This is a genomic window from Rothia nasisuis, assembly GCF_928381405.1.
GTDB lineage: Bacteria > Actinomycetota > Actinomycetes > Actinomycetales > Micrococcaceae > Rothia > Rothia nasisuis.
In genome coordinates this window covers 236496-260967 of sequence record NZ_CAKMSB010000001.1, presented here as the reverse complement: position 1 = coordinate 260967, position 24472 = coordinate 236496, and the positions used below count along the sequence as shown (strand labels likewise).

The window sequence follows — 24472 nt, the reverse complement described above, 5'->3', positions numbered from 1 at the left end:
AACACCCTCCGGGCTGCCCCAGCCCTAGGCTGCGGCAGCTGCGCGGCGTTCGTGTTCACTGGGGTGCCCGGCAGCCCACAAGGCAGCACCCACAATGCCAGCGTTATTGCGCAGGGTAGCCATGACCATGGGGGTGCGAATCTCATCTTCAAAGTAGGGCATGAACTTCTCAGGGTTCTTTGAGATGCCCCCACCGATGATGAAAAGATCGGGGGAGAAGAGCATCTCAACGTGGGAGAAGTAGCGATGTAGGCGCTTGCCGTACTTCTTCCATGACAGCTCGTGAATTTCGCGGGCACGGGCCGAGGCACGAGACTCGGCGTTGTGGCCGTCAAGCTCCAGGTGACCCAGCTCGGTGTTGGGTACCAGCTGCCCGTTGATAATGAGGGCTGAACCGATACCGGTGCCCAGAGTAATCACGGCAATCAGGCCGTCCTTATCTCGACCCTGGCCGTAAGTAGCCTCAGCCAGGCCAGCGGCGTCTGCGTCATTCAGGGCATAGACGGCGCGGCCACCCAGGGCCTGGCTCATGATGCCCTCAAGGTCAGCGCCAATCCAGGACTCATGCACATTCGCAGCAGACAGGGTCACGCCGTTCTTCACGATGGCGGGGAAGTCGATACCGACCGCTGAATCGGGCAGGGGAGCGAGCTCGCGGCCCTGCAGCTCATCAACAATCTCCCGCACGACCGTGGCGCAGGCCTCAGGGGTGGCAGGCTGGGGGGTGGGAATGCGGAAGCGCTCGCCCACCAGCTGGCCGGTGCGGATATCGACGATTCCGCCTTTCATGCCGGTGCCGCCAATGTCGATACCGATGACCAGGTCAGCTGCGGTGGGTGCCGGTACGTCGGGGGTAACTGCGTCAGTCAAGAGCGCTCCTTAGAGAGTGATGGTGTTTAGGGCAGGGTGAGAATGTCAACGCCGTCGGCGGTGACAACCATGGTGTGTTCAAACTGGGCGGTACGCTTGCGGTCGCGGGTGACGACCGTCCAGTCGTCCTCCCACATATCCCATTCGATGGTGCCTAGGGTGAGCATGGGTTCGATGGTGAAGATCATGCCCTCTTCGATGACGGTGTTGTAGGCTGGGGCCGCATCGTAGTGGGGGATAATCAGGCCGGAGTGGAATTCGCGGCCGACGCCGTGGCCGGTGAAGTCGCGCACCACGCCGTAGCCAAAACGGGCAGCGTACTTTTCTATCACGCGGCCAATCACGTTGATTTCACGGCCCGGGCGTACAGCCTTCATAGCGCGGTTCAGGGCTTCTTCGGTGCGCTCAACCAGCAGGCGGGATTCTTCGTCAACCTCACCTATGAGCAGGGTTCGGTTGGTATCACCGTGCATACCGGCTAGGTAGGCGGTCACGTCAAGGTTGAGAATGTCACCCTCTTCGAGCGCGGTGGAATCGGGGATGCCGTGGCAGATGACCTCGTTGAGGGAGGTGCAAACGCTTTTGGTGAAACCGCGGTAGTCAACGGTTGAGGGGTAGGCCCCGTGGTCGCAGATGTATTCGTGCACCAGCACGTCAATCTGATCTGTGGTGGTGCCGGGTATCGCAATTTTTTCGGCTTCAACAATGGCACCGGCAGCGATTTTGCCGGCGGCTCGCACCTTTTCTACTTCTTCGGGGGTGTAGAAGTTAGAGCCTTGACCCTCGTTGGCTTCGGGCTTACCCACGTATTCGGGGCGTTCAATGTGCGCCGGTACCGGGCGCATGGGGGCGATGACGCCGGGCGTTAGGTTGCCCACGGGAGCTTTACCCGGCTCTGCGGGCAGGTTGTGGCTTACAGGTGCAGTCGACATATCTTCTAGCTTATCGGCTTGTTCACCTGCCTGCTGGCTGGAAGCTGTGCCAAAAACTGTATCTTTTTCCCACTGAAGCGTAAAGTGGGCTGTGCTAAATGCTGTCTGTGTAAAGGAGAAAGAGCATGTCGCTGCAAGACTACACCCCCGGCCCCCACGAGAAGCAGTACTGGTACAACCTGAGCACCGGGCAAGTGGAAGAGGGCCAGCAGTCCAAAATTACCGAGCTCTGGGGCCCCTTTGCCACCTATGAGGAGGCTCAGAACGCTATGGCCAAGGCCAAGGAACGCAACGAAGAATGGGACGAGGGCAAGGACGCCTGGTAGAGCTCATCACCGCTGGCGCCGGTTCGCGCCTGCTGACCCGGGCTCGCAGCGAAGCTGCTGGCTCGGGGCTGGCGTGAATCAGGTATGAGCGCTAGCAAACCCGCGAGAGGGTTGGTAGCGAGCGCGAGCCCAGGGGTAGCTAAGCTCAGCCACAGTCGCGAGTATGCTACTGCTGGGAGCGTAAACTCTAGCTGTCGAACCGATGCTCTTCTGCCGGGTAGGCCCCTGAGCGCACATCAGCCCGGTAGGCGGTGGCCCCCTCAAAGAGGGTGTCGTAGAGGTTGGCGTACTGTTTGACGAAGCGGGCCATCTTACCCCTGCGTAGGCCGAAAGCATCCTGCCAGACCAGCACCTGGCCGCTGACGTCAGCCCCGGCCCCAATACCGATGATTGGAATCCGCACCGCCCGGTCAATCTCGGCTGCAACATCCGAGCGGGTCATCTCAACCAACAGGCAGAAGGCACCCGCGGCTTCGAGGGCCAGGGCGGTTTCCTTAAGCACTGAGCCTGTGCCGCCGCGCCCCTGCACCCGGTAGCCGCCCAGGGCATGTTCAGACTGGGGAGTGAACCCAATGTGAGCCATTACGGGAATACCGGCAGCAACCATAGCCCGCACATGCTCCACATGGTGGGCCGTGGCCTCCAACTTGATGGCCTGAGCGCCACCCTCCTTCATGAAACGGACGGCGGTGGCTACAGCCTGAGCGGGGGACTGCTCGTAGGAGCCAAAGGGTAAATCGGCCACAACCAGGGCCCGCTGGGCCGCGGTAGAAACGGCCTTAACCAGGGGAATCATCTCATCAACGGTAATGGTCAGCGTAGACTCGTGACCCAGCACGTTATTGCCCGCCGAATCTCCAATCAGTAGCAGCTCAATGCCAGCCTGATCAAAGATAGTGGCCGTCAGCGCATCGTAGCTGGTAAGCATCGCAAACTTCTCACCGGCGTCCTTGGCTGCCTGAAGGTGTACGGTACGTACCTTCTTCACGTCGAGGACGCTGGCACCCTGTCGAAGTGAGGTAGGGGCGGCGGGCGCTGGGGTGGGGGTACCGTAGGGTGCTGTTTCTTCGTTGCTCATAACCCTTAACTGTAGTGGGTGCTCCCCGGCCAACGGCGAAGGTGGCAGGGGCGATATCTCACCCACTGAAAGATTTGTGTAAAACACCTTACTGTTACGCGCGGGCCGTGTGTGCCAGCTAGGCAGGAGGTACCGGTACGTTTTAGAGTTATTGGGTACAAGGGGTATCTCTGCTCGCCCACTGGGGTGCGGGCACCGCCATTTAAGTGAAGAACGGACTGAAGTTACATGGATCGTCAACAGGAATTCGTTTTGCGCACCATCGAGGAACGTAACGTGCGTTTCGTCCGCCTGTGGTTTACCGATGTTGTGGGCCAGCTCAAATCGGTAGCTATCGCTCCAGCTGAGGTAGAGAGCGCCTTTGACGAGGGCATCGGTTTTGACGGTTCATCAATTGAGGGCCTTTCTCGCGTCTACGAGTCAGACATGCTACTTCAGCCTGACCCCTCCACCTTCCAGGTCTTGCCCTGGCGCGGCAACGAAGAGCCTACCTCCCGCATGTTCTGCGATATTCTTACCCCTGACGGTGAGCCCAGCGCCTCAGATACTCGCGGGGTGCTCAAGAACGTGCTCTCTAAGGCAGCCGGTATGGGCTTCACCTGCTACACCTCACCTGAAATTGAGTTCTATCTGCTTAAATCTAAAGAGCTTGATGCTAACGGTGCCCCTGAGCCCGTAGATTTTGAGAGCTATTTTGATCACACTCCCGGTGGCGTAGTGCAGGATTTCCGCCGCAAGGCCGTGAGCACCCTCGAAGAAATCGGTATCTCGGTAGAGTTCTCCCACCACGAGACCGGGCCCGGCCAGAATGAAATCGACCTACGTCACGCCGACGCTCTGCAGACAGCAGACAACATCATGAGCTTCCGTACCGTTATCAAGGAAGTCGCGCTCTCACAGGGTATTTACGCGACTTTTATGCCCAAGCCCTTCACCGAGCACGCAGGCTCCGGCATGCACACCCACTTCTCCCTTTTTGAGGGAGACACGAACGCTTTCTTTGAAGCCGGGGCCGAGTACCAGCTTTCCCGCACCGCCAAGCACTTTATTGCTGGCGTCCTGCGGCATGCCCCCGAATTCACCTCGGTTACCAACCAGTTCGTCAACTCCTACAAGCGCCTCTGGGGTGGGGGAGAGGCCCCCTCATACGTCTCCTGGGGGCACAATAACCGCTCTGCCCTGGTGAGGGTTCCACTCTATAAGCCCAACAAGATGCAGTCGGCCCGCATGGAGTACCGCGGTATCGACTCAGCAACCAATCCCTACCTGGCCTACGCCGTGATTCTGGCGGCCGGCCTCAGGGGTATTGAAAACGAGTACGAACTGCCCAGCGCCGCCGTGACCGAAGATATCTCGGCAATGACGAGCGCCGAGCGCCGCGCCATGGGCTATCACGCCCTGCCTTCATCCCTACACGACGCTATCCACCGCACCGAAGAGTCAGAGTTCATGGCAGAGACCTTGGGTGAGCAGGTTTTCGACCAGTTCCTACGCAATAAGCGCCGCGACTGGAACGCCTTCCGGGCTGAAGTCACCCCCTACGAACTCAAGAACAACCTGGGCATTCTCTAGAGCCCACAGGCAGGCGCAGCACCGCAGAGGGTGTTGCGCCTGCTGTGATTAAACCCCAAGGAGCCAGCGGTGACTCACGCCCCGCAGAACACCACCCCCGAAGAGATTGCCCGCCGAGCCGAAGAAGAACGCAAGGCCCAGGCCCGCACCATCGCCGAGATGGCCTCAGCCGGTTTCTACGATGCGGCCAAAAGCGTGCGCTGGCTTAACTCGAAAGAGCTGGACGGCATCGACCGGGGCAAGCTACTCGAAGGGTTACGTCTGGCCCCATCCCCCGATATTGCCCTACCCACTCTGGTGCGCCTCATCGAACGCGCCCCTCACATAGCGCGCCTAGCTGACCGCGGCGCCGAAGCTGAGTCGCTCTACCGGCTTCTGGGCGGCTCCGAGGCCTTGGGAGAGTTCCTGGTACGTCACCCTGAGCACACCGACCTCCTGCAGGCCACCGTGCAGGATTTCTCGGCCAAGGACTTCCCGCCCTCCCTACTGCCCGAAACCGACGACGAATTTCTCACTCCCATCGCTCCGCTCAACACCGTCTACCGCACCGAATTATTGGCCGCTGTGGGCGCTGACCCAGCCGCAGTTACCCCGCAGGCGACCACCACCGGCAAAGAAGCCTACACAGCTCTACGAACTGCCTACCGGCGCCACCTGACCGAGCTGGCCATTCATGATTTGATCAGTTTTGCGCCGGCCCAGTTTATGCCTACGGCGGGGCGCCTGCTGGCCGACCTCGCAGCTGCAGCCATCGAAGGGGCGTTAGCTATTGCCCGCGCCGAGGTCGCCACCACCCGGGGGCAAGAAACCGTGGACGCCGTTGAGCTCGCCGTCATCGGTATGGGCAAGTGCGGCGCGCGCGAACTCAACTACATCTCAGATGTGGACGTGGTCTACACCGTAGCCCACAAGCCCCTAGCCGACCTGGCCGAGAACTTCACCCCGCTGGATGAAAACACGCTCACCCAGGTGGGCACCGAACTGGTCATGGCCCTATCTAAGGCCATCATGGCCCCCGCCCCAGAACCGGCCCTCTGGGAGGTTGACGCCAACCTACGCCCCGAAGGTAAGGACGGCGCCCTTGTGCGTACCGTTGACTCCTACACCAGCTACTACAAGCGCTGGGCCGAAAATTGGGAGTTCCAGGCCCTGCTCAAAGCCCGCCCCATCGCCGGTACACCCGAGCTGGGCATCCGCTGGGCTCGGGCTATGCGACCCTTCATCTGGGAATCTGCCGCCCGCGATTCCTTTGTCGAATCCGTGCAGGCCATGCGACAGCGCGTCACCGACAATATCCCCGCCACAGAGATTGACCGCCAAATCAAGCTGGGCCCGGGCGGCCTACGCGATGTCGAATTTACCGTGCAGCTACTCCAGCTCGTCCACGGCCGCACCGACGAAACAGTGCGCACTCAAAGCACCACAGACTCCATCGCAGCCCTAGCCAAGGCAAGCTACATCGGACGTAAGGACGCCATCGATTTTGCCGAGAATTACGCTACCTTGCGCGTCATGGAACACCGCATCCAGCTGCTCTACATGCGCCGCACCCACCTGATGCCAGCCAAAGAAAGTGACCGCCGCACCCTAGCCCGTGCCATGAACTCACCCCTGGCCCCCACTCAGCTCACCGAAGCTGACATGCTCAAACAGTGGGCCTCCATCAAGCGGGCCGTCAAGTCCTTGCACGAGCGCCTCTTCTTCCGCCCCCTGCTGGCCGCTGTCGCCCACCTCTCCAAAGACGAGGCTGCGCTCAGTCCCCAAGCCGCCCAAGACCGCCTGGCTGCCCTGGGCTATAAGGACCCACGCAGGGCAATGGGCCACATTGAGGCTCTCACCAAGGGCCTACGCCGCTCCGCTGAAATTCAGCGTACACTCATGCCCGTGCTTTTGGGGTGGTTCGCCAAGGGCGTTGACCCGGACGCGGGCCTGCTCGGTTTCCGCCGTATCAGCGAATCTCTGGGCGGCACACCCTGGTACCTGCGTATGCTCCGCGACTCACCGGCAGCCGCAGAGCGCCTCTGCGCTCTGCTCTCATCCTCCCGCTTTATCACCGACCTGCTCGAAGATACCCCCGAACCAATTGCCTGGCTTGATAGGGCCGAAGACCTTAAGCCACGCGAAACCGAAGCTATCATTGGTGAGCTGCGCTCGCAGCTAACCCGCCACACCGACTCAGACGAGGCTATTCGGGCCGTGCGCATGGTACGCCGCCGCGAAATTTTGCGGCTGGCTATGGGGGAGGCCTTGGGGCTGAACTCTAACGCTGAGGTCGCCCACGGGCTCTCAGATGTTGACCGGGGCGCTATTCAGTCAGCTCTGGCGATTGCCGAGCGCGAGCTCTACACAGGCGGGGGCACCCCGCTGACTGATGTCGCCGTCATTGCTATGGGCCGCCAGGGCGGGGCAGAAATCGGGTACGGTTCTGACTCAGATCTCATGTACGTGCATATCCCGCGCGATGGGGCCGATGAGAAAGACGCTCAGGCTGAGGCCACCACCTTGGTCAACCGTATGGTCACCCTGCTCAAGCAGCCCACCACGCCCGCTATCAGAGCCGAAAAGGTGCTTGAAATTGACGCTGACCTGCGCCCCGAGGGTAAGGCCGGTGCTATGGTTCGGTCTTTGGGCTCCTACCGTGAGTACTATGAGCGCTGGGCTGACACCTGGGAGTTCCAGGCCCTGCTACGGGCTCGCCCTTTTGCCGGTTCAGAATACGTGGGGGCGGCCTTTGTTGAGTTGATTGACCCCTACCGTTACCCGGTAACCTTCGGCCCTGACAAGGTGACCGAGATTCGCCGTATGAAGGCCCGGGTGGAGAACGAGCGCATGTCTCGAGGCGTAGATAAAACCCGTCAGCTCAAGCTGGGCCGCGGTGGGCTCACGGACGTTGAGTGGCTAGTTCAGCTTCTACAGCTACAGCACGCCCATCGGCTGGAAGGTATGCGTACCACCTCAACACTGGGTGCTCTAGAGGCCGCTACCAGGGCAGGGCTGGTTGATCAATGTGATGCCACCTTGCTTTCCGATGCCTGGAAATTAGCATCGAAGATACGCGGCCTCAATGTGCTACGTACGGGCCGGGCTTCAGATACCCTGACCACCACCCGTTCCGACCTTGAAGCTATCGCCCGCTGGTGCGGCTACGCGCCGGGTTCTGCTCGCATTCTTGAGGATGACTATCTGCGTATTACCCGCCAGGCTCGCGCGGTCTACGAAAAGCTGTTCTACCCGGCCTAGTGTTTTTCTGCCTTCGAAATCTGCTCGGCAAGGTCTTCTGGAGATAGGTCCGCATTCGAGAAGGCCTCATTGAGCGGCAGGTGTAGGCGCAGGCCGGTTCCGGGGCAGATTTCTACGTGGGCGTCCCGTAGCTTGAAGTCAATGACGTGCCCGCCGCGCGTCCGCTCGTCATCAATGAAATGGGCGTGGCAACCGGGCACCCCGATGCCCTGTTCGTAGATGGGGGTGCGAAAGCCCACTATGGTGCCTGAAACGTTAGTGAACTGTACGATGTCTTCGCCCTCAACGGCATCGACCATCTTGGGGTAGGGTTTGACCTGTTTTTTGACGGTGCGGGTGCGCACCCACTCGAAGTGACCCACAATTTTGATGGCGTACATGTAGTTATCTGAGAGGGTGAAATTGTCGAGTACCTGGCTGGTTGACTGACGTAGCAGGTGCTTGGGGAGGTCGCGTTTGATGGCTGGCACAAAGTTGGTAATCACAGCAAAGGGTGTTTTCTGGTCGAGGGAGGCCAACGAGATGGATCCGTCGTAGCGCATCTGATAGCAGGTGCCATCGAGAACAATCATCTCGCCGTCCAGGCCGTCGAAGGTGCCCACGCCGAAGTTGCCATGGCCGAGTAGCTCACCGATAGTCATGTCGCCGTCGTAGATGCCATCTAGTAGCTGGCTCATCAGCCCGGTCTGAAAGACCTCGTTACGGTAGATAGTTGACCGGCCTTCAAGGATTGCTGGCTGCTCGTTCATGGTGTCCTTTCGTCGCTGGTGCCTCACACCCGGCGCGCAAAAGCCGCGCGGCAACGTCCTTGGGTTTGGTAGCTTGTGTGGGACGCGCACCGCGCGGCTTCTCTGCCTTATCTACAGTATAGGCAGTGGGGTTAGACGCCGTAGTAGAGCTGGTATTCGAGGGGGTGAGGTACCAGCTGCAGGGGAGCGAGCTTGTTGATGTCTTGAGAAAGAGCTTATGAATAAGACTCGTTCTATAGGCTTGCGTTCACGAGGCAAAACATTCCAGCTGCCGAGTCAGTGAGGCTTATTCAAAAGTCCACATCTGATGCCCCAGACTCATGCATGTTGTTGGTTTTCTGGCCTTCTTCGAGTCGTTGAGTAAGTGGTTCACTGCGTGCGGGGAAGTTTAAGAGTGAACGAAAGGCAGGGAGAAGGTCCAAGCGACTTCCTTGTCTGCCCTGTGGTCGGAAACCTCTACCCATTCCCGCAAGTTCCATCCGAGTCAGTTTGGAGGGTTATTCATAAGGGGTACCCCGCAGCCAAAAAGAGCAACCCGCGAACTACTGGAAACACCCGCCCATACGAGCCCAACGGACGCCTGAAGCCTGTGTGCAGAACCCGCCAAGTGCAACACCAGCGCGATGACCCGCTCCACCACCGACCGTAGCCGATTGAGCATCCGATTATTTCGTTTCTGCTCCTTAGTTAGCTTCACCCCAGGCTTGCGCTTTGTCGGTGTGGCCAGTCCCAAACCTACGTAGCCCTTATCAGCCAAAGTCGAAGAATCAAGAAAGTGATTTAGCCCGTGGGTTCTGAAGGCGTAAGCATCATGTCTAGCCCCAGGTAGCGGTTCTGTGATAGCTAAGAGCCTGCCATCGAGGGTGCAGATCACCTGATGGTTAAATCCTGCTCTTTTATGCTGACCAGAGAAATTTCTTTTCCCAAGGGACACGCCAGTTCCAGGTGGGGACAAGGGTTCGGTCAATCACAAAAGAGCCAGGTGCTTTCAGGCTCTCTTCTAAGCTGGGGACTAGTGGAGTGAGAGCCTTTTCTAGGGCCTTTTCGATGGTTTTGATGGTCCGCGAGATGGTTGGCTGTGAGATACCGAAGAGGTGGGCGAGAGTCTCTTGGGTGAGGTTCTGTCGGTAGCTGATCAGCGTGATTTTTAGGGCCTGGGTCAGGGTGAGCCTGCGGGGTTTTTGGTCTGGTTTGATCCAGGTGAGGTGGGTGTTGAGGGCTGTGATGAGTATGGCGAATTGCGTGGTGGTGAGCCCGGTTGTACGCTGGTGGTGCAACGGTCTTTCCTGGTGTGGTTTGAGGTTATTTGTGGAGATTTAACGCTCATATTTTTGCCGCCTGGTGGGGCCGTTGTCTCTTGGTGGGGGTTGGGGTGTGGACCCCTTATGAATAAGCCTCTTGGTGTCCGTACATCCTCATTCTCGGGTATCCACTACGAATAAAAATTTCTAAAAATGAGTCTAAATATCTGCTTGATAGGTTCTGGATGAACATGATAGTTTTAAACCGCTGGCTAGCTCATATGTCAATTGTATACACAAAAGAATGGAGGCTTCAAATGAAGTCTAACCTGTTTGGTAAGCACAACACGAGTGCAGGAGCTACCCGTCAGGCTGGTGGCTACGCTACCCGTCAGGCTGGTGGCTACAACGCGCGATAAGCGAGTTTGTGATGGGGGGTGTTAGGTATTCCTACACCCCCCACTCCGTATAGGAATTATATGAAAAATTTTCGTAAACTGATAAACTCTGAGCTTGAACAGTTAGCGGGTAAGGAAAATGTTTATCAGGAAATTTTGGTGGATACAATGAGTCATCCACTTAATGATGATTTGTTTGTAGTTGTGGCGCAGCAAGCTAAAAATAATAGAGTATGCAGAACTTGCCTTCAAAGAAAATTTAATATTCTTTTTAATTCTACTTCAGATATTGTACCTGAAATAGATTTTGATACTGCGGAATCTACTGTAATAGATTGTGCATCTAGCGGATTTGGAATGGCTATTACAAATGCTGAAATAGCACAGAGTTGGTCAATGCTGGCACCCTGGCCCGATTGTCAAAAATGTACATATGAGCTGTCTGAATTGATACCTGAACGACCTTATTTTTCATACACGGGAGAAAAATTAAAAAAGTTAAATGCAGGGAATGGTATCCAGCGAAAAATATCTTCTGAGAATTTCAATTCTGCTCATCGAGGATATTTTGGTTTTGCATCTGTCCTTCTCAATCCAAGTATAGATAGCACTGGGGGGATTTATACCGTCGACACAGGTATGTTTCTTGATAAGATTACGGATTTTGCGCCAGTGGGGGGAAAGGGGACGTCTCTTGAACAGGCTTTAGCTAGTTGTATTGGTGAAGGTATCGAAAGATACTATATTTGCTCAAGACCGATGGGTGAAACACAGGTTTTTGCTGCTCGTCATTTCCGTAATGAGAAATGGTACGGTGCCCTGGATTTCGATAAAAAATCAATCGCGATATCTGATGATTCTCAAATAGAGGTGCGTAGCCTAGAAGTCCTCGGTGGGAGAGATATGATTTATGCTCCAGACTCGCTTATCTTCGCCCCATACACACCACCAAACAATGATATTATATCTCCTACTCCGAGTTCGACGACAGGAGCTGCTGCTGGAGGCACTATTGAAGAAGCTACACTTCAAGCAATTTTCGAGCTTATTGAAAGAGATGCTTTTTGGTTTGCTACGAGAACAAATATGTCGCTTATCCCGATAGGTCAACCCTTTCATAGCTCCATAGCGGATTCTATTCGGCATCAATATGATGTCGATATAGTTCTCCGCTGGGTGCCCAATCCACTGCAAATTCCCATCGCTCATTGTACGATTTTTTCAAATATCCCTGGGGTAAATATGTGCTCGCGCGGAATGGGTGTCACTCCCAACCCGCAAGAGTCTATTAATAAGTCAATTATCGAGGCTATTCAGATGTGGCGATCTATTGCTACTGGAGTCGAAGTTACATCTTCAGAAACAGACATGAGGTCTCTCTGGTGGTCTGGTAAAGCTAAGGAAATATTTCCTGGTTTGTTTGGAGACTCTGAATATACAGAAATAGATAATGTGAATTTCTGGGAGCCTTCTTCTGCCGAAACACCAGATTCTATACTGCAGGAACTAGTGGAGCATGCATCTAGGAATGGAATATATTTTGCACGTTCCATTCTAAACGATAGCGGCTGGCATAGTGTAGTGCGATGTATTTCAAATAGAATTTTACCTCTAGATGATGTATACTTCCCAAAACTTCGTCGTTTTGATGATTGGAGTAAATTTACATCAACGAAAGGATTCGTCAAATACACCGGCCCCCTTTTTATGTAACAATGATTAAACATACTGGTATAGGAATTTGGGTTTTTTTAGCTCTAAGTGGTATTGGTATTGGTGCATTTAGTGCCTTTGACAACTTTTACTTTTATAGCATAGGTTATCCTGCGGCAGTCATCGGCGCACTTATCGCAACATTCAATATCTCTGTTGCTCTAGCTGAGATTCCATCTGCAATAATATTTGACCGTAAATCTCATTGGGTAGCAATTCAAGTCGGTAACGCGCTCCGCTTCCTCGGCTTAGTGATATTTTTCTTGGCATTGGGGCTTGTTGGAGATTTCTCAGCTGAATTTCTCACTGGGGTAGGAGCAGCAGCCATGAGCGGCACATCAGTCGCCTATGTACTGAACCGTTTAGGAACTGTTAGCGATTACGAGCGCCGCCGTGCAATCGGAGCTATCACAGTTCTTGGTGCTGCAACCTCACTCCTGGGTGGAGCAATAGGTCTTATAGGCTTCTCGCACAATCCAAGATTTATTTGGGCGATAGGTGCGTTGTTCATGGCAGGTGCAGGCATTGCCTTTTTCTTTGGCCGCCCCAGCAAACACTATGCTAGCGGACACTCTCAGGAGCCTCTTCGAGAATACCTCGGTGGTCTTTATGCTATTTCACGGCACCCTAGGGCGTGGCTTTCAATCTGTGCAGACGCAGCGCTTGTTGCTCCTTTCTTACTCTGGCAACTACGTCTTGGCGACACCAGCCTCACTGCTGTACTTTTAGGGTTCGCCGTCATGAAAATTGCAGGAGTCGTGGGTGGACAGTTCATAGGTCATAGGAAGGTTAGCCGAAACATTTTGTATTGGCTTGTGCCATTTAATATCCTAGCTATTTTTGGATTTGCTGCATTTGAGAATGTTGGCCTTATTGTCCTCTGCTTTGGGTTTCATGTTTTGTTCCACATCGCAACCAGCGTATATTGCCAATCAGAATTTCAGTTAGTTGTTGCCGCCTCACAGCGTGCCGGTGCTAGTTCAATTGTCTCTCTTCTGAGTTCCTTTGTCGCCGGAGCAGCTGCCATTCTTGTCGGGTGGCTGGCTGATGCTGGCGGTTCCCTGCTGGCAAGTACCCCTAGCATGGTTCTGTATGGGTGTGTAGCACTTATCGCCTTTCGATTACATTTCATTAAAGGTGTGTAATGAGAGTAATTTCAGAGGCAATAAAAATATGAAGCTTATTCAAAAGGTATTCGGTGCCCGGACTCACAGCGTAGCTGCTGGCTCGGATAGAGTTCATGGGAATGAGCGGAGGTCTCTGCCCAAAGATGGAAAAGAAACCTCTGCGAATCACTCGAGACTGTGAGAACAAGAAATTTCTGCCTACAGGGCACAGACAAGGGAGTCGCTTGGCCCCTCTCCCTGCCTTTCGCTCGCTTCACTCCGTTGATTCTGTGCCCTCATGAGTGCCTGCACGCTTGAGCCCGGGCACTTCGTCCGGGCCAGTTACGCTGTGAGCCTAAGGTACCTCTACCCTTATAAGAATGAATAAGCCTCACTACCTAGCTGGTCTTAGACGCCGTAGTAGAGCTGGTATTCGAGGGGGTGAGGTACCAGCTGCAGGGGAGCGAGCTCGTTGGTGCGCTTGTATTCAATCCAGGCCTGGATTAGGTCTTCGGTGAAGACATCCCCCTGCAGCAGGAAGTCATGATCAGCTTCGAGGGCTGCCAGGGCTTCTTCAAGGTTGGCGGGAGCCTTCTTGATGTCGGCTGCTTCTTCGGCGGGCAGTTCGTAGAGGTCCTTGTCAATGGGGGCGGGTGGCTCGATGCGGTTGCGGATTCCGTCCAGACCGGCCATGAGCTGGGCTGCGAAGGCTAGGTAGGGGTTACCTGAGGGGTCAGGTGCGCGGAACTCCAGGCGCTTAGCCTTGGGGTTGGAGCCGGTGATGGGAATGCGGATACCGGCGGAGCGGTTACCCTGCGAGTAAACCATGTTGATGGGGGCCTCGTAGCCGGGAACCAGGCGCTTGTAGGAGTTCACGGTGGGGTTGGTGAAGGCCAGAACCGATGAGGAATGCTCAATCAGACCACCGATATACCAGCGCGCGGTGTCTGACAGGCCAGCGTAGCCACGCTCGTCGTAGAAGAGGGGCTCACCATCCAGCCACAGCGACTGGTGGCAGTGCATACCTGAACCGTTGTCGCCAAAGACGGGCTTGGGCATGAAAGTGACGGTCTTGCCCCAGGCATCTGCGGTGTTCTTGATGACGTACTTGAACTTGAGCAGGTCGTCGGCGGCCTGGGTGAGGGTGGAGAACTTGTAGTTGATTTCAGCCTGGCCGGGTGCACCTACCTCGTGATGTGAACGCTCAACTTCGAGGCCGACTTCGTCGAGAGCTACACACATAGCGTCACGCAGGTCAGCCTGCTTGTCGACGGGGGAGACGGGAAAGTAGCCGCCCTTGGTGTTGGTCTTGTTACCCAGGTTGCCGCCCTCTTCCCGACGGTTAGAGTTCCACGGGGCCTCATCTGAATCGATGGTGAACGAAACAGACTGGGGTGAGACCTCATGCTGAACATTCTCGAAGACGAAGAACTCAGCTTCGGGGGCAAAGAAGGCGGTGTCGGCGATGCCGGTTGACTTCAGGTATTCCTCGGCGCGCTCAGCGACACCGCGGGGATCACGGTGGTAGGACTCGCCGGTGCGGGGGTTGACGATGGATCCGGTGACAATCAGGGTCTTCTCAAGGCGGAAGGGGTCAACGTAGGCGCTGGTGACGTCAGGGATGAGCTGCATATCTGATTCTGCGATGCCCTGGAAGCCGCGGATTGAAGAACCATCGAACATCTGGCCAACGGTGAAGAAGTCCTCGTCGATAGACTTGGCAGGCATGTTAAAGTGCTGCTGCACGCCGGGAAGGTCGGTGAAACGGATATCAACGAACTTGATGTCTTCGTTTTTGATGAAGTCGAGGACTTCCTGTGCGGTTGTGAACATGGTCGGTTGTTCTCCTTGAGTTGTTGTCGACCGGCGGGGGCCCGCGCGAGGCAGGCTCCTGTGTTGTTGTTTCTAGCCTAGGGCGGATTTTTTGCCCTGAAGTGTCGCTTATGTTTCGCGTGTGTAACTTAGCTATGGTGCCGGTTGCACCGGTGTTACATGCTAGGTCGGCTAGGGGGCCTACCTCTAGTGTAGAGGGCCTGCGGTTCGGTTTCTCAGATGGTAGGACGCTGGGGTTACCCGGCGGGGGCCAGGTCGGGGCCTAGCGGGTAAGGTGGTGTCTATGGTTTCACGAAAAGATTTAGGGTCTTGGATTGAGGGGGCACCTACCTGGATGGATTACCCGGGGCAGGGTATGGGCCGCCCTCGGTCCGGGCGAGGGGCTATTGCGCGCCCTCTGCCGCGTCTGATTGCTTTCTGTCTGGACTGGTTCCTAGTTGAGGGGCTATTTTGGGTGGTGGGCCATTATTTGGCTCCGGGGGCCAGTGTGACCGTTCTTGACGTTGCGCAGCTGGTTTTCTTCTGGCTGTATATGGTTGCGGCTGTTGGCTTTATGGGGCATACGGTGGGGCACTTTGCCTTGGGCATGCAGGTTCAGCGGTTGGACGGGCAGCCCGCTGGCTGGCTCACTGCGCTGATTCGCCAGTCGCTTGTGATGCTTATTCTTCCCGTGGTTATTATGGACGCCGACCAGCGAGGCCTGCACGATAGGGCTCGTTACACTATTCTGGTCAAAATTCGGTAGACGAAGGAGTACTGTGAGCGACGAAAGCAAACCTGATTCCTTGCACGATGAACCTGAGGGCGCGCCTGCCCCGGCTCCCGCCGAAGAGCAGGAAAAGGAGGCAGATGCGTCCTTACCGAGCTTTCTCGTGAACCCTGGGAAGGTAGACAAGATTTTGCTGGGCCTGCTGGCCTTTATGACTGTCTACTCCATGGTCATGATTCCCCTGCGACCTAATCTTTTGGTCAATGCCCCCTGGTTACTATCAATAATCACGGGGTCGGGTCTGGGCATTCTCATTACCGCTGCCCAGAACCAGGGAGCCATTGCCATGTTGGCCGGGCTCACAGCGATTGCTGCTGCCAGTAGCATTAAGTTCGTCATGGTCTATTTCTTCATGGGCAAACACTGGGGCCAGGACTTCATATCGTGGATATTCGCTAACCACACCCCGCTGTGGTACCGCAAACTTGAACGCTTTGTTGAAAAGCACCTCTACTTTACCCTCCTGCTGGGTTTTATCCCCTTTTCCCCCATACCGGTAGCCATCCTGGTCGCTATCGCAGGTATCCGTAAGCTCAATGCCTGGGCTACTGCCGGTTACATTTACCTGCTGGCTGTGGGTAATAAGATTTTCTACCTCTATCTCGGCCTGCAATTTGGTGAGGGAATCCGACCAACCCTCGAAACCATCGACAGGTACATGATGCAGATTACCCTGGTGCTTGTGGCCTATGTTTTTATCGTCAACTGGTGGAGAGCATCGAAGAACCAGAAGGCTAAGAAACAGTAAGTTAGCGCGCTGCCTGGAGCTGTGCAATGTCGATTTTACCCATCCGCATGAAGGCGCCGCGGGCACCGGGGCTAGCGAGCAGTTCGTCTAGGTTCTCGGGAACAACCTGCCAGCTGATGCCGTATTCATCGATGCACCAGCCGCAGCGCTCCTTCTCGGGTACGGCTGACAGAGCCCGCCAGAGACCGTCAATCTTCTGTTGATCAGTAGCACGTACTAAGAGGGAAACTCCGCCGCTAAAGGTGAACTCGTGGCCTGATCCGCCGTCGGTAATCATGATCCAGTCACCGGCAATGTTGGCGTCAGAGAAGAGCACCTGATCGTCAGTTCCAGGCATGAGTATACGGTTGCCCATCTCAGAGCCGGGGAAGAGCTCTAGGAGTTTTTCGGTAAAGACCATGGCCTGGTTACCGCGAGTAAACATGATAGCCGGGAGGGCTGCTGGGCGCGGCTCACCGGCGGGGTTGGTGAGCATGAGCTGCCAGCTTACTCCGAAAGGGTCCTGAACCCAGGCATAGTAGTCAGAGAAATCGTAAGAGCCCAGGGGCATGAGCTCTGTTGCCCCTGCTGCCATTAGAGCGGCATGGGCGGCTTCTAGCTCTTGACGGGCGTCCCCGCCTGCCGCCGGGTCAAAGTTCATCATCAAACTGATGGAGGGGTTGGGGGTGTAGGTATCGTCGGCGTTGATAATGCCGAGCATCAGGCCCCTGACGTTTAGATCCACGGACATCAACTGCCCGGCGAAATCAGCTCTCTCAGCAGGCATGTCATCGGGGTAGGTCTGACTGGAGGCGACGGTGGCACCGAAGGCCGCTGAGTAGAGATCAATCATCTGCTCAGCCTTGCCCGCGGACCAGATGAAGGGAACAATTTTCTGCATTACAATTCCTGAGGTCGGTTGGTTTTCTCTAAAACTACCGGTACGGGCCCGCCACTACAACCACTCATAGCAAGAGCAATATACAAAAAGAGCCCCTCCCGCTATAGATTGTCTGGCAATCAGTAGCTAGAGGGGCTTTGTCTCAAACTGTTTAACGCATACCCTTGCGGTCAGGGCGCATACGCATAGGGTCAATGCCCTTGGGTATAGCATTGAGCATGTTGTGGTGCTTTGACAGTGAGTCAATGCGACCAGCTACCTGGTGCATCTCCTGTTGAGTCAGCTGCTTGGGTAGTTTGTTCAGGGTCTTGGTCAGCTGCTTAAGCCCGACCTGGCCGTCAGCGTCGCCGGTGTTGATGACGTGCACGGGCACGGTGGGAAGAATTTTCTTGTACCTAAGCTTTTCTTTCTGTACCAGGCCGTTGACACGGCTGGTGGGGCCTTCGGTCACCAGGACGATTCCAGGGCGGCCAATGGCGCGGAAGACGACGTCCTGGGACTTGTTGGCAGCTACCGGTTGCTGCTCAACGATCCAGCCGCGGCGCAGGGTAGATAGCGCAGCCCCGGAGCGGCCGGGCTGCCCTTCCAGCTGTGCAAACGCAGCTTTTTCAGCTCGGCGGGAGAGCACTATCACCGCAAAAAGTAGGCCCAGAGGAATACCTATGAGTAAGAAGGTAATCCAGTTATTGAGCAAAACACCAATCAGGAGGAAGACCAGAAGGGTGCCGAAGAAGATGAGGGCTAGAATCCACGGGATGTTGGGATCCTGCTCCCGAGTCATCGTATAGACCTGTTTGAGCTGGGCAAACATGCCTGGGCCGCGTTTGGCGCGGCGCTCTTCGCGGGCCTTCTTCTTCTCTTCGCGGGTCTGAGCACGGGTGCTACCACGGGATTCAGCCACTGGGTTTCCTTCGTAAGTTGATTGAGATGGAGCGCAACTTGCGGCGCCGTAAGACCCCATTCTATACGGCAAGCGCCCACCGATAAAACCGGTGGGCACTTGAATTCACTAGTTCTTAGGGCTTTTAGGCGCCTGCTGCGACCAACGACCGTGCCTCCTGCATAGCGAAGCCGGAGTCGTCAATATGGGCTAGGTGCTCAGGAATCTCGCGGCCCTGCTTCTTCATAGCGCGGGCCCAGAGTTTACCGGCGCGGTAGGAGGAGCGGACCATGGGCCCGGCCATCACCCCGGCGAAGCCAATTTCTTCGGCCATCTGAGAGAGCTTCACGAATTCTGCGGGTTTGACCCAGCGGTCGATGGGGTGGAAGAGGGGGCCGGGGCGTAGGTATTGGGTGAGGGTAATCAGGTCGGTGCCCGCGTCGTGCAGATCGCAGAGGGCTTCGTAGACCTCATCGTTGGTCTCTCCCATGCCCAGAATCAGATTGGACTTGGTAATCATGCCGGCTTCCTTGCCCTGGGTGATGACGTCAAGAGAACGCTCGTAGCGGAAAGCCGGGCGAATCTGCCGGAATATGCGGGGCACGGTCTCAAGGTTGTGGGCAAAAACCTCGGGGGCCGCGTCGATGACCTGCTGCACGTCATCTTCCCTTCCTTTGAAATCGGGAATCAGGATTTCAACGCCAGTGTTGGGCGAGACGCGGTGAATCTGACGGATTGTTTCGGCGTAGAGCCAGGCCCCTCCGTCCTCAAGGTCGTCGCGGGCCACACCGGTGACGGTGGCGTAGCGCAACCCCATCTTCTTGACGTTCAGCGCTACCTTAATGGGTTCGGTGCGGTCGATGGCAACGGGCTTGCCGGTATCAATCATGCAGAAGTCACAGCGGCGCGTACATTCTGAACCGCCGATGAGGTAGGTGGCTTCACGGTCTTCCCAGCATTCGTAGATGTTCGGGCAACCTGCCTCTTCGCAGACGGTGTGCAGGCCAGAGCCACGGGCCAGGTCAACCATTTCTTTGTATTCGGGGCCGACCTTGGCCTTGGTTTTAATCCAGGAGGGCTTCTTTTCGATGGGTACCTCGGCGTTGCGGGCTTCAACACGCAGTAGCTTGCGGCCTTCGGGCTGGGCGCTCATGGGTGAGGTTTCTCCTTTGGTGTGGCTGGTTTTCAACCTGCGGGTATGGGGTGGGCGGTTGCTTTCGCTAGGCTTTGACGGTGAAGTTGGCTGCCAGCTGGTCAGCGTAGCGAGAGAGCTCGTCTTCTATGCGGTCAACAACATCAGCGGGGCTAATATTCCGGCCGAGCTGTTCAGATATGGTGGTGACGCCGGCGTCTGTGATGCCACACGGGATAAAGGCGCCAAAGGGATCGGTGGGGTTGTTGCAGTTGAGGGAGAAGCCGTGCATGGTGGTATTTTTGGCAACTCGGATACCGATGGCCGCGATTTTCTTATCCTGCACAAGAGCCCCGTCGCCAACAACCCACACCCCGGAGCGTCCCTCAACTCGCTGGCAGGTGATACCTAAATCGGTGAGTACGTTGATGAGTATTTCTTCGAGCACACGCACGTATTTGACCACGTCGATAGGCTCAGGCAACTGCACGATGGGGTAGCCGACCAGCTGGCCGGGGCCGTGCCAGGTGAGCTTACCGCCGCGGTCAATTGTGATCACGGGGACGCTGTTATCGGACGGGTACTCGTGTTTTTCGGTGCGCTTACCGGCGGTGATGACCTCCCGGTGTTCAAGCAGGAGCACGGTGTTTTGCCGGGTTCTGTTTGCCACGTCTTCGTGGAGGGCACGCTGAATCTCGAGTGCCTCGGTGTATTCCACGTAGTTGGGGGCAAAGCCTAGCCTGTTAAACAAAAGTGCCATACTCTCTAGGGTAGTCCTTTTGTGCAAAGGGCAAAAATACAGAGCGCAGGTGAGCTACCCAGCCAGGGTGTGATGTGTGTTACGGATTGTGACGTTCCTGCCAACAGGGGTGCTTCATGCAGGTGACTAGTGCTAACGCCCTGCCTGTGGATAACTTTCTGGGAGAAATTTGTTTCTGGTGTATTGCTATACCATGACTACTTCAACCACACCCCACCGTTTAGAATCAAATGCTGTGGTCGCTGAGTCGGCTACTTCTGTAGCAGCCACCGGTAGCCTTCTTGGGCTCGCCCAGCTCCTGCCCGATGTCACCCCGCTCTACCGTGTGGAAAGCGGGCCGCATCACGCCACCTGGGTGGTCAGCTGTGGCTACGAGGGGGCATCGGAGCTGGGACTTCAAGCTGGCCCCTACACCCTGACCCTGCTCAACCAGGAGGCCCGGTCAACTCGCGCCGCTGAGCGGCTCTGCTCCCTGCCCACTTACCCTCACCTGCTTCGCGTTGATGCCATCACCACTGCTGAACAGCAGGCAAGCAAAGAAGGCGAGAAGACAGGAGCAGGAGTAGAGAAAGGCAACGCGCATATTTGGTATGAGGCTGCTGAAGCAGGAACCCTTGCTGACTACTGTGCAGCTCGGGGGCCTTTACCGGTTGGGCAGGTGACTACAGTGGTGAGAGCGGTGATTGCTGCCCTCACCTACCTGCATGCCAACCAACTGACCTACAGCAGTCTTACCGCAGAGACTGTGGTGTTCACGGTAGAAGGAATTCCTAAACTTCTGGCTCCCGACCTTGACTTGCGCGGAGAGCCCGAAGCAACTCAGGCTGCCCGTCAGGCTGAGGCTACTGCCGCAGCTGCAGCTCTTATCTGGTTGTGTTATACCGGTGAGCAGCCCCATTCTCAAAGACTCCGTGCCCCATTGCCGCTGGCTGTTCCCGAGGCATCCGAGGCTCTAGCCCGCACCCTTGAGGACGCGATTGATTCCCGGGCTCACCAACCCACTCTCACCGAGATAGGAGCCCTGGTTGATCTCACGGCAGACCCTGAGCAACTAGAACTACACCTGAGTGCCCACGAGAGCGTGCGTCCCAGGCTCCCTGCCTACTCCGTGCCTGAACCGCAGGCAAAAACTCGTCAGAAGCTGGCTCGTCGCACCGTCCTGGGGCAAGCGACGCAACTAACCGGCAGGAGCCCAAAGAAAAGACGGCCCAATCTAGGGGATAAATCTTTGCTGAGGAGCAAGAAGGCGGGGGTTTCTCGCGCAGGCACGAGGCAGGCCTCCCGGCCAGTATTCCTGGGCGGCCTTGCCATAACAGGTTTGCTGGTATTGATGTTGGGTGGTCACCAGCTGGTTGGTAACCAAGGTGCGGACGCCCCCACCCCGCCTGCGCCGGAAACGCCAGCTGACTTGCCGCAACAGGAGGCGCAGCCTGACAGGCAGGTGCGGGCAGGAGATACGGGTACGGGCTGGGGGAGCGAAGCTCATATTGATGAGCAGGAACTAGCTACTGCCCTCACCGAGCTGGTAGCTACTCGCAGCCGGGTGCTGGCCAGCGGTGATTCGGCAGGAATCTCTGACTACAGCCGGGTGGGTTCCTTGCTAGCTCAGGCTGACGAACAGCTGTTGAACCACCCGCAGGCCGGGCAACTGGCGGGTATGCAGACCAGGTTATTGAGCATTCAGGCCCTTAGCGCCCAACAGGATGGGAGTCTGCGGGCTGAGGTCACAGTAGCTGCGACCGGCTATGCACCCGGTGAAAGCGAAGCAGAGCTTAAAGCAGCCGGTATCACGGTAGAAGAGGCCGATGTTACTCAGACAGTTGCACTGACCCTTGAGCTGGTAGAGGGCCGCTACCTACTGACCGATGCCAGCCCGATTCCCGTTTCAAACGGCACCCGTTGATGCGGAACGTGAACGTTAGATAGCGGGGTATTGCATGAAAACAGCGATGGCGATGTTGATGAGAGCTAGTCCGCCAACGGTATGGGCCAGGGCCACATTGCGGCCAGATTCAGGGGTTCCCAGGGCCCGGGCCGCCTTGTATTTCTTCTGGCCCATGAAAGCAGCACCTGTGATGACAAGGGCAAGAACAATTTTAATACCAATCATCATATGGTTGAGAGTCATATTCTCGGCCATCTGGATGAAGTAGAGGCCGAAGCCGGTCACAACCTGTAGCAGAGCTGCATGGAACTGCCCGGGCAGAACAATGCCCTTTTTGAAGGTACCGAGCCAGATGCCGAAGACCATAGCTGCACCCACAATGTGCAGAAAAAGAAGGATAGAAAATGCGATAGCCATAACCACAAGTCTACTTAAGATGTGGGGGCTTAATGACACTATGACAGCAAAACCGGTATGTGGGCGTGACCACGTGCCTTTTGCCATGCGGCAGCGCATCAAACAAGGAGCCCCAACGGCGAATCCGCCGTTGGGGCACCTCTATCTTGATTTAGCTCAGAGAACTAAACAGCCAGGTTTAGAGACCAACTTCAGCTTCGAAGGCTGCTTCTTCAAGACGGTTCTTGAGGAAGGCCAAGAAACGGCCGGCGTCTGCACCGTCAACGACGCGGTGGTCGTAGGTCAGTGCGAAGTAGGCCAGTGAGCGGATAGCAATCACATCGTTACCCTCGGCATCCTGAATGACGGCGGGGCGCTTGTTGGTAGAGCCAATGCCCAGAATTGCAACGTTAGGCTGGTTGATAATCGGGGTGAAGAAGACACCGCCTGACTGGCCGGTAGAGGAGATAGTGAAGGTTGAACCTGACAGCTCTTCGGGGCCAACCTGGCCGTCACGGGCACGCTTGGCAACGTCGTTAATCTTCTTGGCGATACCTGCGATGTTGAGGTCACCGGCGTCCTTGACCACGGGAACTAACAAGCCCTTAGGAGTGTCAACTGCCAGGCCAATATTCTCGGAGCCATGGTAGGTGATTTCCTTGTAGTCCTCGCTCATGGATGAGTTGAACTGGGGGAACTGCTGCAGAGCTTCGGTCACTGCCTTGGTGAAGAAGGGCAGGAAGGTCAGCTTGGTACCCTCGCGGGCTTCAAAACCAGCCTTAGCCTTGTTGCGTAGAGCAACCAGTCGGGTCAAATCGACTTCCTGAACAGTGGTCAGCTGGGCAGACACCGCCAGAGACTCAACCATGCGCTTAGCTACGGTCTGACGAATGCGGGGCGCCTTCTCCGTGGTGCCGCGCTTTGAGGACGCTGCAACCTGGGGGGCTTCCTTCTTAGCAGGAGCTGCGGTTGCAGGTGCTTCGGCTGCGGGGGCCGCAGCAACGGGAGCTGCCCCCTTCTTAGACTCGGCTGCTGCCAGAACATCCTGCTTACGGATGCGGCCGCCCACGCCGGTGCCCTTAAGGGTGGAAAGGTCGATACCCTCTTGTTTGGCTAGCTTACGAACCAGGGGAGTAACGTAGGCCTCACCGTTGTCTCCAGAGGGTAGTTCAACAGCAGGCGCTTCAGCAGCTTCATCGGTGGACGAAACGGGAGCAACCTCTTCTGCTTTCTCCTCCTCAGCAGCTGGGGCTTCTTCCTTCTCTTCAGGCGTTGAGGTTTCTTCCTTCTTTTCCTCAGCGGCGGCAGGTGCAGCGGCAGAAGCGTCACCGATGATAGCCAGAACCTGGCCGACCTCGGCGTCCTCGTCCTCCTGGATACGGATTTCGAGCAGAGTTCCTGCTACGGGGGAGGGAACTTCGGTATCAACCTTGTCAGTGGAAACCTCAACGAGGGGCTCATCGACGGCGACTTCCTCACCAACTTCCTTGAGCCAGCGGGTGATGGTGCCTTCAGTCACGGACTCGCCCAGAGCAGGCAGGGTAACCTCGGTGCCTGAAGCTGAACCGGAGGACGCGGGAGCGGCAGCGGGTGCCTCTTCCTTCTCTTCCTCAGCTGCGGGAGCTTCTTCCTTCTTTTCAGCCTCGGGGGCTTCTGCTGCCGGGGCATCGTCAGATGAACCTGCGCCGGAGCCATCGCCAATGACTACCAGGGGGGCGCCGACTTCGACGTCCTCGTCCTCTTCAACCAGAATCTTCTCAACAACACCGGCTACGGGTGAGGGGACCTCGGTGTCAACCTTGTCAGTGGAAACCTCAACGATGGGCTGGTCAACCTCAACGGTTTCACCAACCTCAACGAGCCAGCGGGTAACGGTACCCTCGGTCACGGATTCGCCCAGGGCGGGCAGTTCTACGGTGGTGGACATAATCCTTCGTGCTCTCCTTGTGAGTAATTTAAAAACT

General features: G+C 56.4%; 21 protein-coding genes. 8 read left to right on the top strand and 13 right to left on the bottom strand.

Translation table 11 applies throughout. The features are described from left to right. Positions 1-24: 24 nt before the first annotated feature. Both ppgK and map read right to left on the bottom strand, forming a co-directional pair. Positions 25-870: a polyphosphate--glucose phosphotransferase gene (ppgK, locus tag L6966_RS01110; protein WP_272878569.1), complete on the bottom strand. Its 846-nt coding sequence runs from the start codon at positions 868-870 to the stop codon at positions 25-27. A gap of 26 nt (positions 871-896) precedes the next feature. Beyond that, a complete protein-coding gene (map, locus tag L6966_RS01105; RefSeq protein ID WP_237223735.1) occupies positions 897-1802 on the bottom strand; it encodes a type I methionyl aminopeptidase in 906 nt (301 codons plus the stop codon). Positions 1803-1927: 125 nt separating this feature from the next. On the opposite strand from map, the gene L6966_RS01100 reads away from it, so the two are divergent. Continuing rightward, the gene (locus L6966_RS01100) at positions 1928-2128 is read left to right on the top strand and encodes an SPOR domain-containing protein (protein ID WP_237223736.1); all 201 of its coding nucleotides are present in this window, start codon (positions 1928-1930) and stop codon (positions 2126-2128) included. Between the two features lie 187 nt (positions 2129-2315). On the opposite strand, the gene panB is transcribed toward L6966_RS01100, so the two are convergent. Further along, on the bottom strand, positions 2316-3206 hold the full coding sequence (gene panB, locus L6966_RS01095; RefSeq protein WP_237232720.1) for a 3-methyl-2-oxobutanoate hydroxymethyltransferase: 891 nt from the start codon (positions 3204-3206) through the stop codon (positions 2316-2318). 228 nt (positions 3207-3434) lie between these two features. Here panB and glnA (L6966_RS01090) point away from each other — a divergent pair, with 228 nt between their 5' ends. Both glnA (L6966_RS01090) and L6966_RS01085 read left to right on the top strand, forming a co-directional pair. Beyond that, positions 3435-4778 (top strand): type I glutamate--ammonia ligase, encoded by a 1344-nt coding sequence (gene glnA / locus L6966_RS01090; protein WP_083091745.1) that lies wholly within the window; start codon positions 3435-3437, stop codon positions 4776-4778. 159 nt (positions 4779-4937) lie between these two features. Continuing rightward, complete coding sequence (locus L6966_RS01085) at positions 4938-8018, top strand: bifunctional [glutamine synthetase] adenylyltransferase/[glutamine synthetase]-adenylyl-L-tyrosine phosphorylase (protein ID WP_237232770.1); 3081 nt, start codon at positions 4938-4940, stop codon at positions 8016-8018. On the opposite strand, the gene budA is transcribed toward L6966_RS01085, so the two are convergent. The 3 genes from budA to L6966_RS01075 form a co-directional block, all read right to left on the bottom strand. Then, complete coding sequence (gene budA / locus L6966_RS01080; RefSeq protein ID WP_237223738.1) at positions 8015-8767, bottom strand: acetolactate decarboxylase; 753 nt, start codon at positions 8765-8767, stop codon at positions 8015-8017. The two genes, L6966_RS01085 and budA, sit on opposite strands and share 4 nt — an antisense overlap. A gap of 484 nt (positions 8768-9251) precedes the next feature. Then, positions 9252-9641 (bottom strand): transposase family protein, encoded by a 390-nt coding sequence (locus L6966_RS12150; protein ID WP_419721871.1) that lies wholly within the window; start codon positions 9639-9641, stop codon positions 9252-9254. A gap of 22 nt (positions 9642-9663) precedes the next feature. Beyond that, positions 9664-10044, bottom strand: coding sequence for a helix-turn-helix domain-containing protein (locus L6966_RS01075; RefSeq protein WP_237232719.1), 381 nt, complete (start codon positions 10042-10044; stop codon positions 9664-9666). Between the two features lie 443 nt (positions 10045-10487). On the opposite strand from L6966_RS01075, the gene L6966_RS01070 reads away from it, so the two are divergent. Further along, positions 10488-12119, top strand: coding sequence for a YcaO-like family protein (locus tag L6966_RS01070; protein WP_237232718.1), 1632 nt, complete (start codon positions 10488-10490; stop codon positions 12117-12119). A gap of 2 nt (positions 12120-12121) precedes the next feature. After that, the gene (locus L6966_RS01065) at positions 12122-13264 is read left to right on the top strand and encodes an MFS transporter (RefSeq protein WP_237223741.1); all 1143 of its coding nucleotides are present in this window, start codon (positions 12122-12124) and stop codon (positions 13262-13264) included. A gap of 369 nt (positions 13265-13633) precedes the next feature. Here the strand turns inward: L6966_RS01065 and glnA (L6966_RS01060) are convergent, their stop codons facing one another. Then, positions 13634-15058 carry a type I glutamate--ammonia ligase gene (gene glnA / locus L6966_RS01060; RefSeq protein ID WP_237232717.1) on the bottom strand — a complete coding sequence of 475 codons (1425 nt, stop codon included), beginning with the start codon at positions 15056-15058 and terminating at the stop codon, positions 13634-13636. A gap of 283 nt (positions 15059-15341) precedes the next feature. Between glnA (L6966_RS01060) and L6966_RS01055 the strand changes: the two genes are divergently transcribed. Further along, positions 15342-15803 (top strand): RDD family protein, encoded by a 462-nt coding sequence (locus L6966_RS01055; protein WP_083091738.1) that lies wholly within the window; start codon positions 15342-15344, stop codon positions 15801-15803. 13 nt (positions 15804-15816) lie between these two features. Beyond that, positions 15817-16575, top strand: coding sequence for a DedA family protein (locus L6966_RS01050; protein ID WP_237232716.1), 759 nt, complete (start codon positions 15817-15819; stop codon positions 16573-16575). 1 nt (position 16576) lies between these two features. On the opposite strand, the gene L6966_RS01045 is transcribed toward L6966_RS01050, so the two are convergent. From L6966_RS01045 to lipB, 4 genes are all read right to left on the bottom strand, one after another. Next, on the bottom strand, positions 16577-17455 hold the full coding sequence (locus L6966_RS01045; protein ID WP_237232715.1) for a VOC family protein: 879 nt from the start codon (positions 17453-17455) through the stop codon (positions 16577-16579). Positions 17456-17606: 151 nt separating this feature from the next. Then, entirely contained in the window at positions 17607-18416 is an 810-nt protein-coding gene (locus tag L6966_RS01040) for a DUF4191 domain-containing protein (RefSeq protein WP_083091818.1), read from the bottom strand. 64 nt (positions 18417-18480) lie between these two features. Continuing rightward, positions 18481-19488 carry a lipoyl synthase gene (gene lipA, locus L6966_RS01035; RefSeq protein WP_083091735.1) on the bottom strand — a complete coding sequence of 336 codons (1008 nt, stop codon included), beginning with the start codon at positions 19486-19488 and terminating at the stop codon, positions 18481-18483. A 67-nt stretch (positions 19489-19555) separates the two neighbouring features. Continuing rightward, complete coding sequence (lipB, locus tag L6966_RS01030) at positions 19556-20227, bottom strand: lipoyl(octanoyl) transferase LipB (protein WP_083091734.1); 672 nt, start codon at positions 20225-20227, stop codon at positions 19556-19558. Between the two features lie 193 nt (positions 20228-20420). On the opposite strand from lipB, the gene L6966_RS01025 reads away from it, so the two are divergent. Next, positions 20421-22130, top strand: a complete 1710-nt coding sequence (locus L6966_RS01025) for a protein kinase family protein (RefSeq protein ID WP_237232714.1) — start codon at positions 20421-20423, stop codon at positions 22128-22130. Between the two features lie 15 nt (positions 22131-22145). Here the strand turns inward: L6966_RS01025 and L6966_RS01020 are convergent, their stop codons facing one another. Together L6966_RS01020 and sucB are read right to left on the bottom strand one after the other, a co-directional pair. Next, complete coding sequence (locus tag L6966_RS01020; protein WP_083091732.1) at positions 22146-22529, bottom strand: hypothetical protein; 384 nt, start codon at positions 22527-22529, stop codon at positions 22146-22148. A 178-nt stretch (positions 22530-22707) separates the two neighbouring features. Next, complete coding sequence (gene sucB, locus L6966_RS01015) at positions 22708-24435, bottom strand: 2-oxoglutarate dehydrogenase, E2 component, dihydrolipoamide succinyltransferase (RefSeq protein WP_237232713.1); 1728 nt, start codon at positions 24433-24435, stop codon at positions 22708-22710. Between the last annotated feature and the right edge of the window lie 37 nt (positions 24436-24472).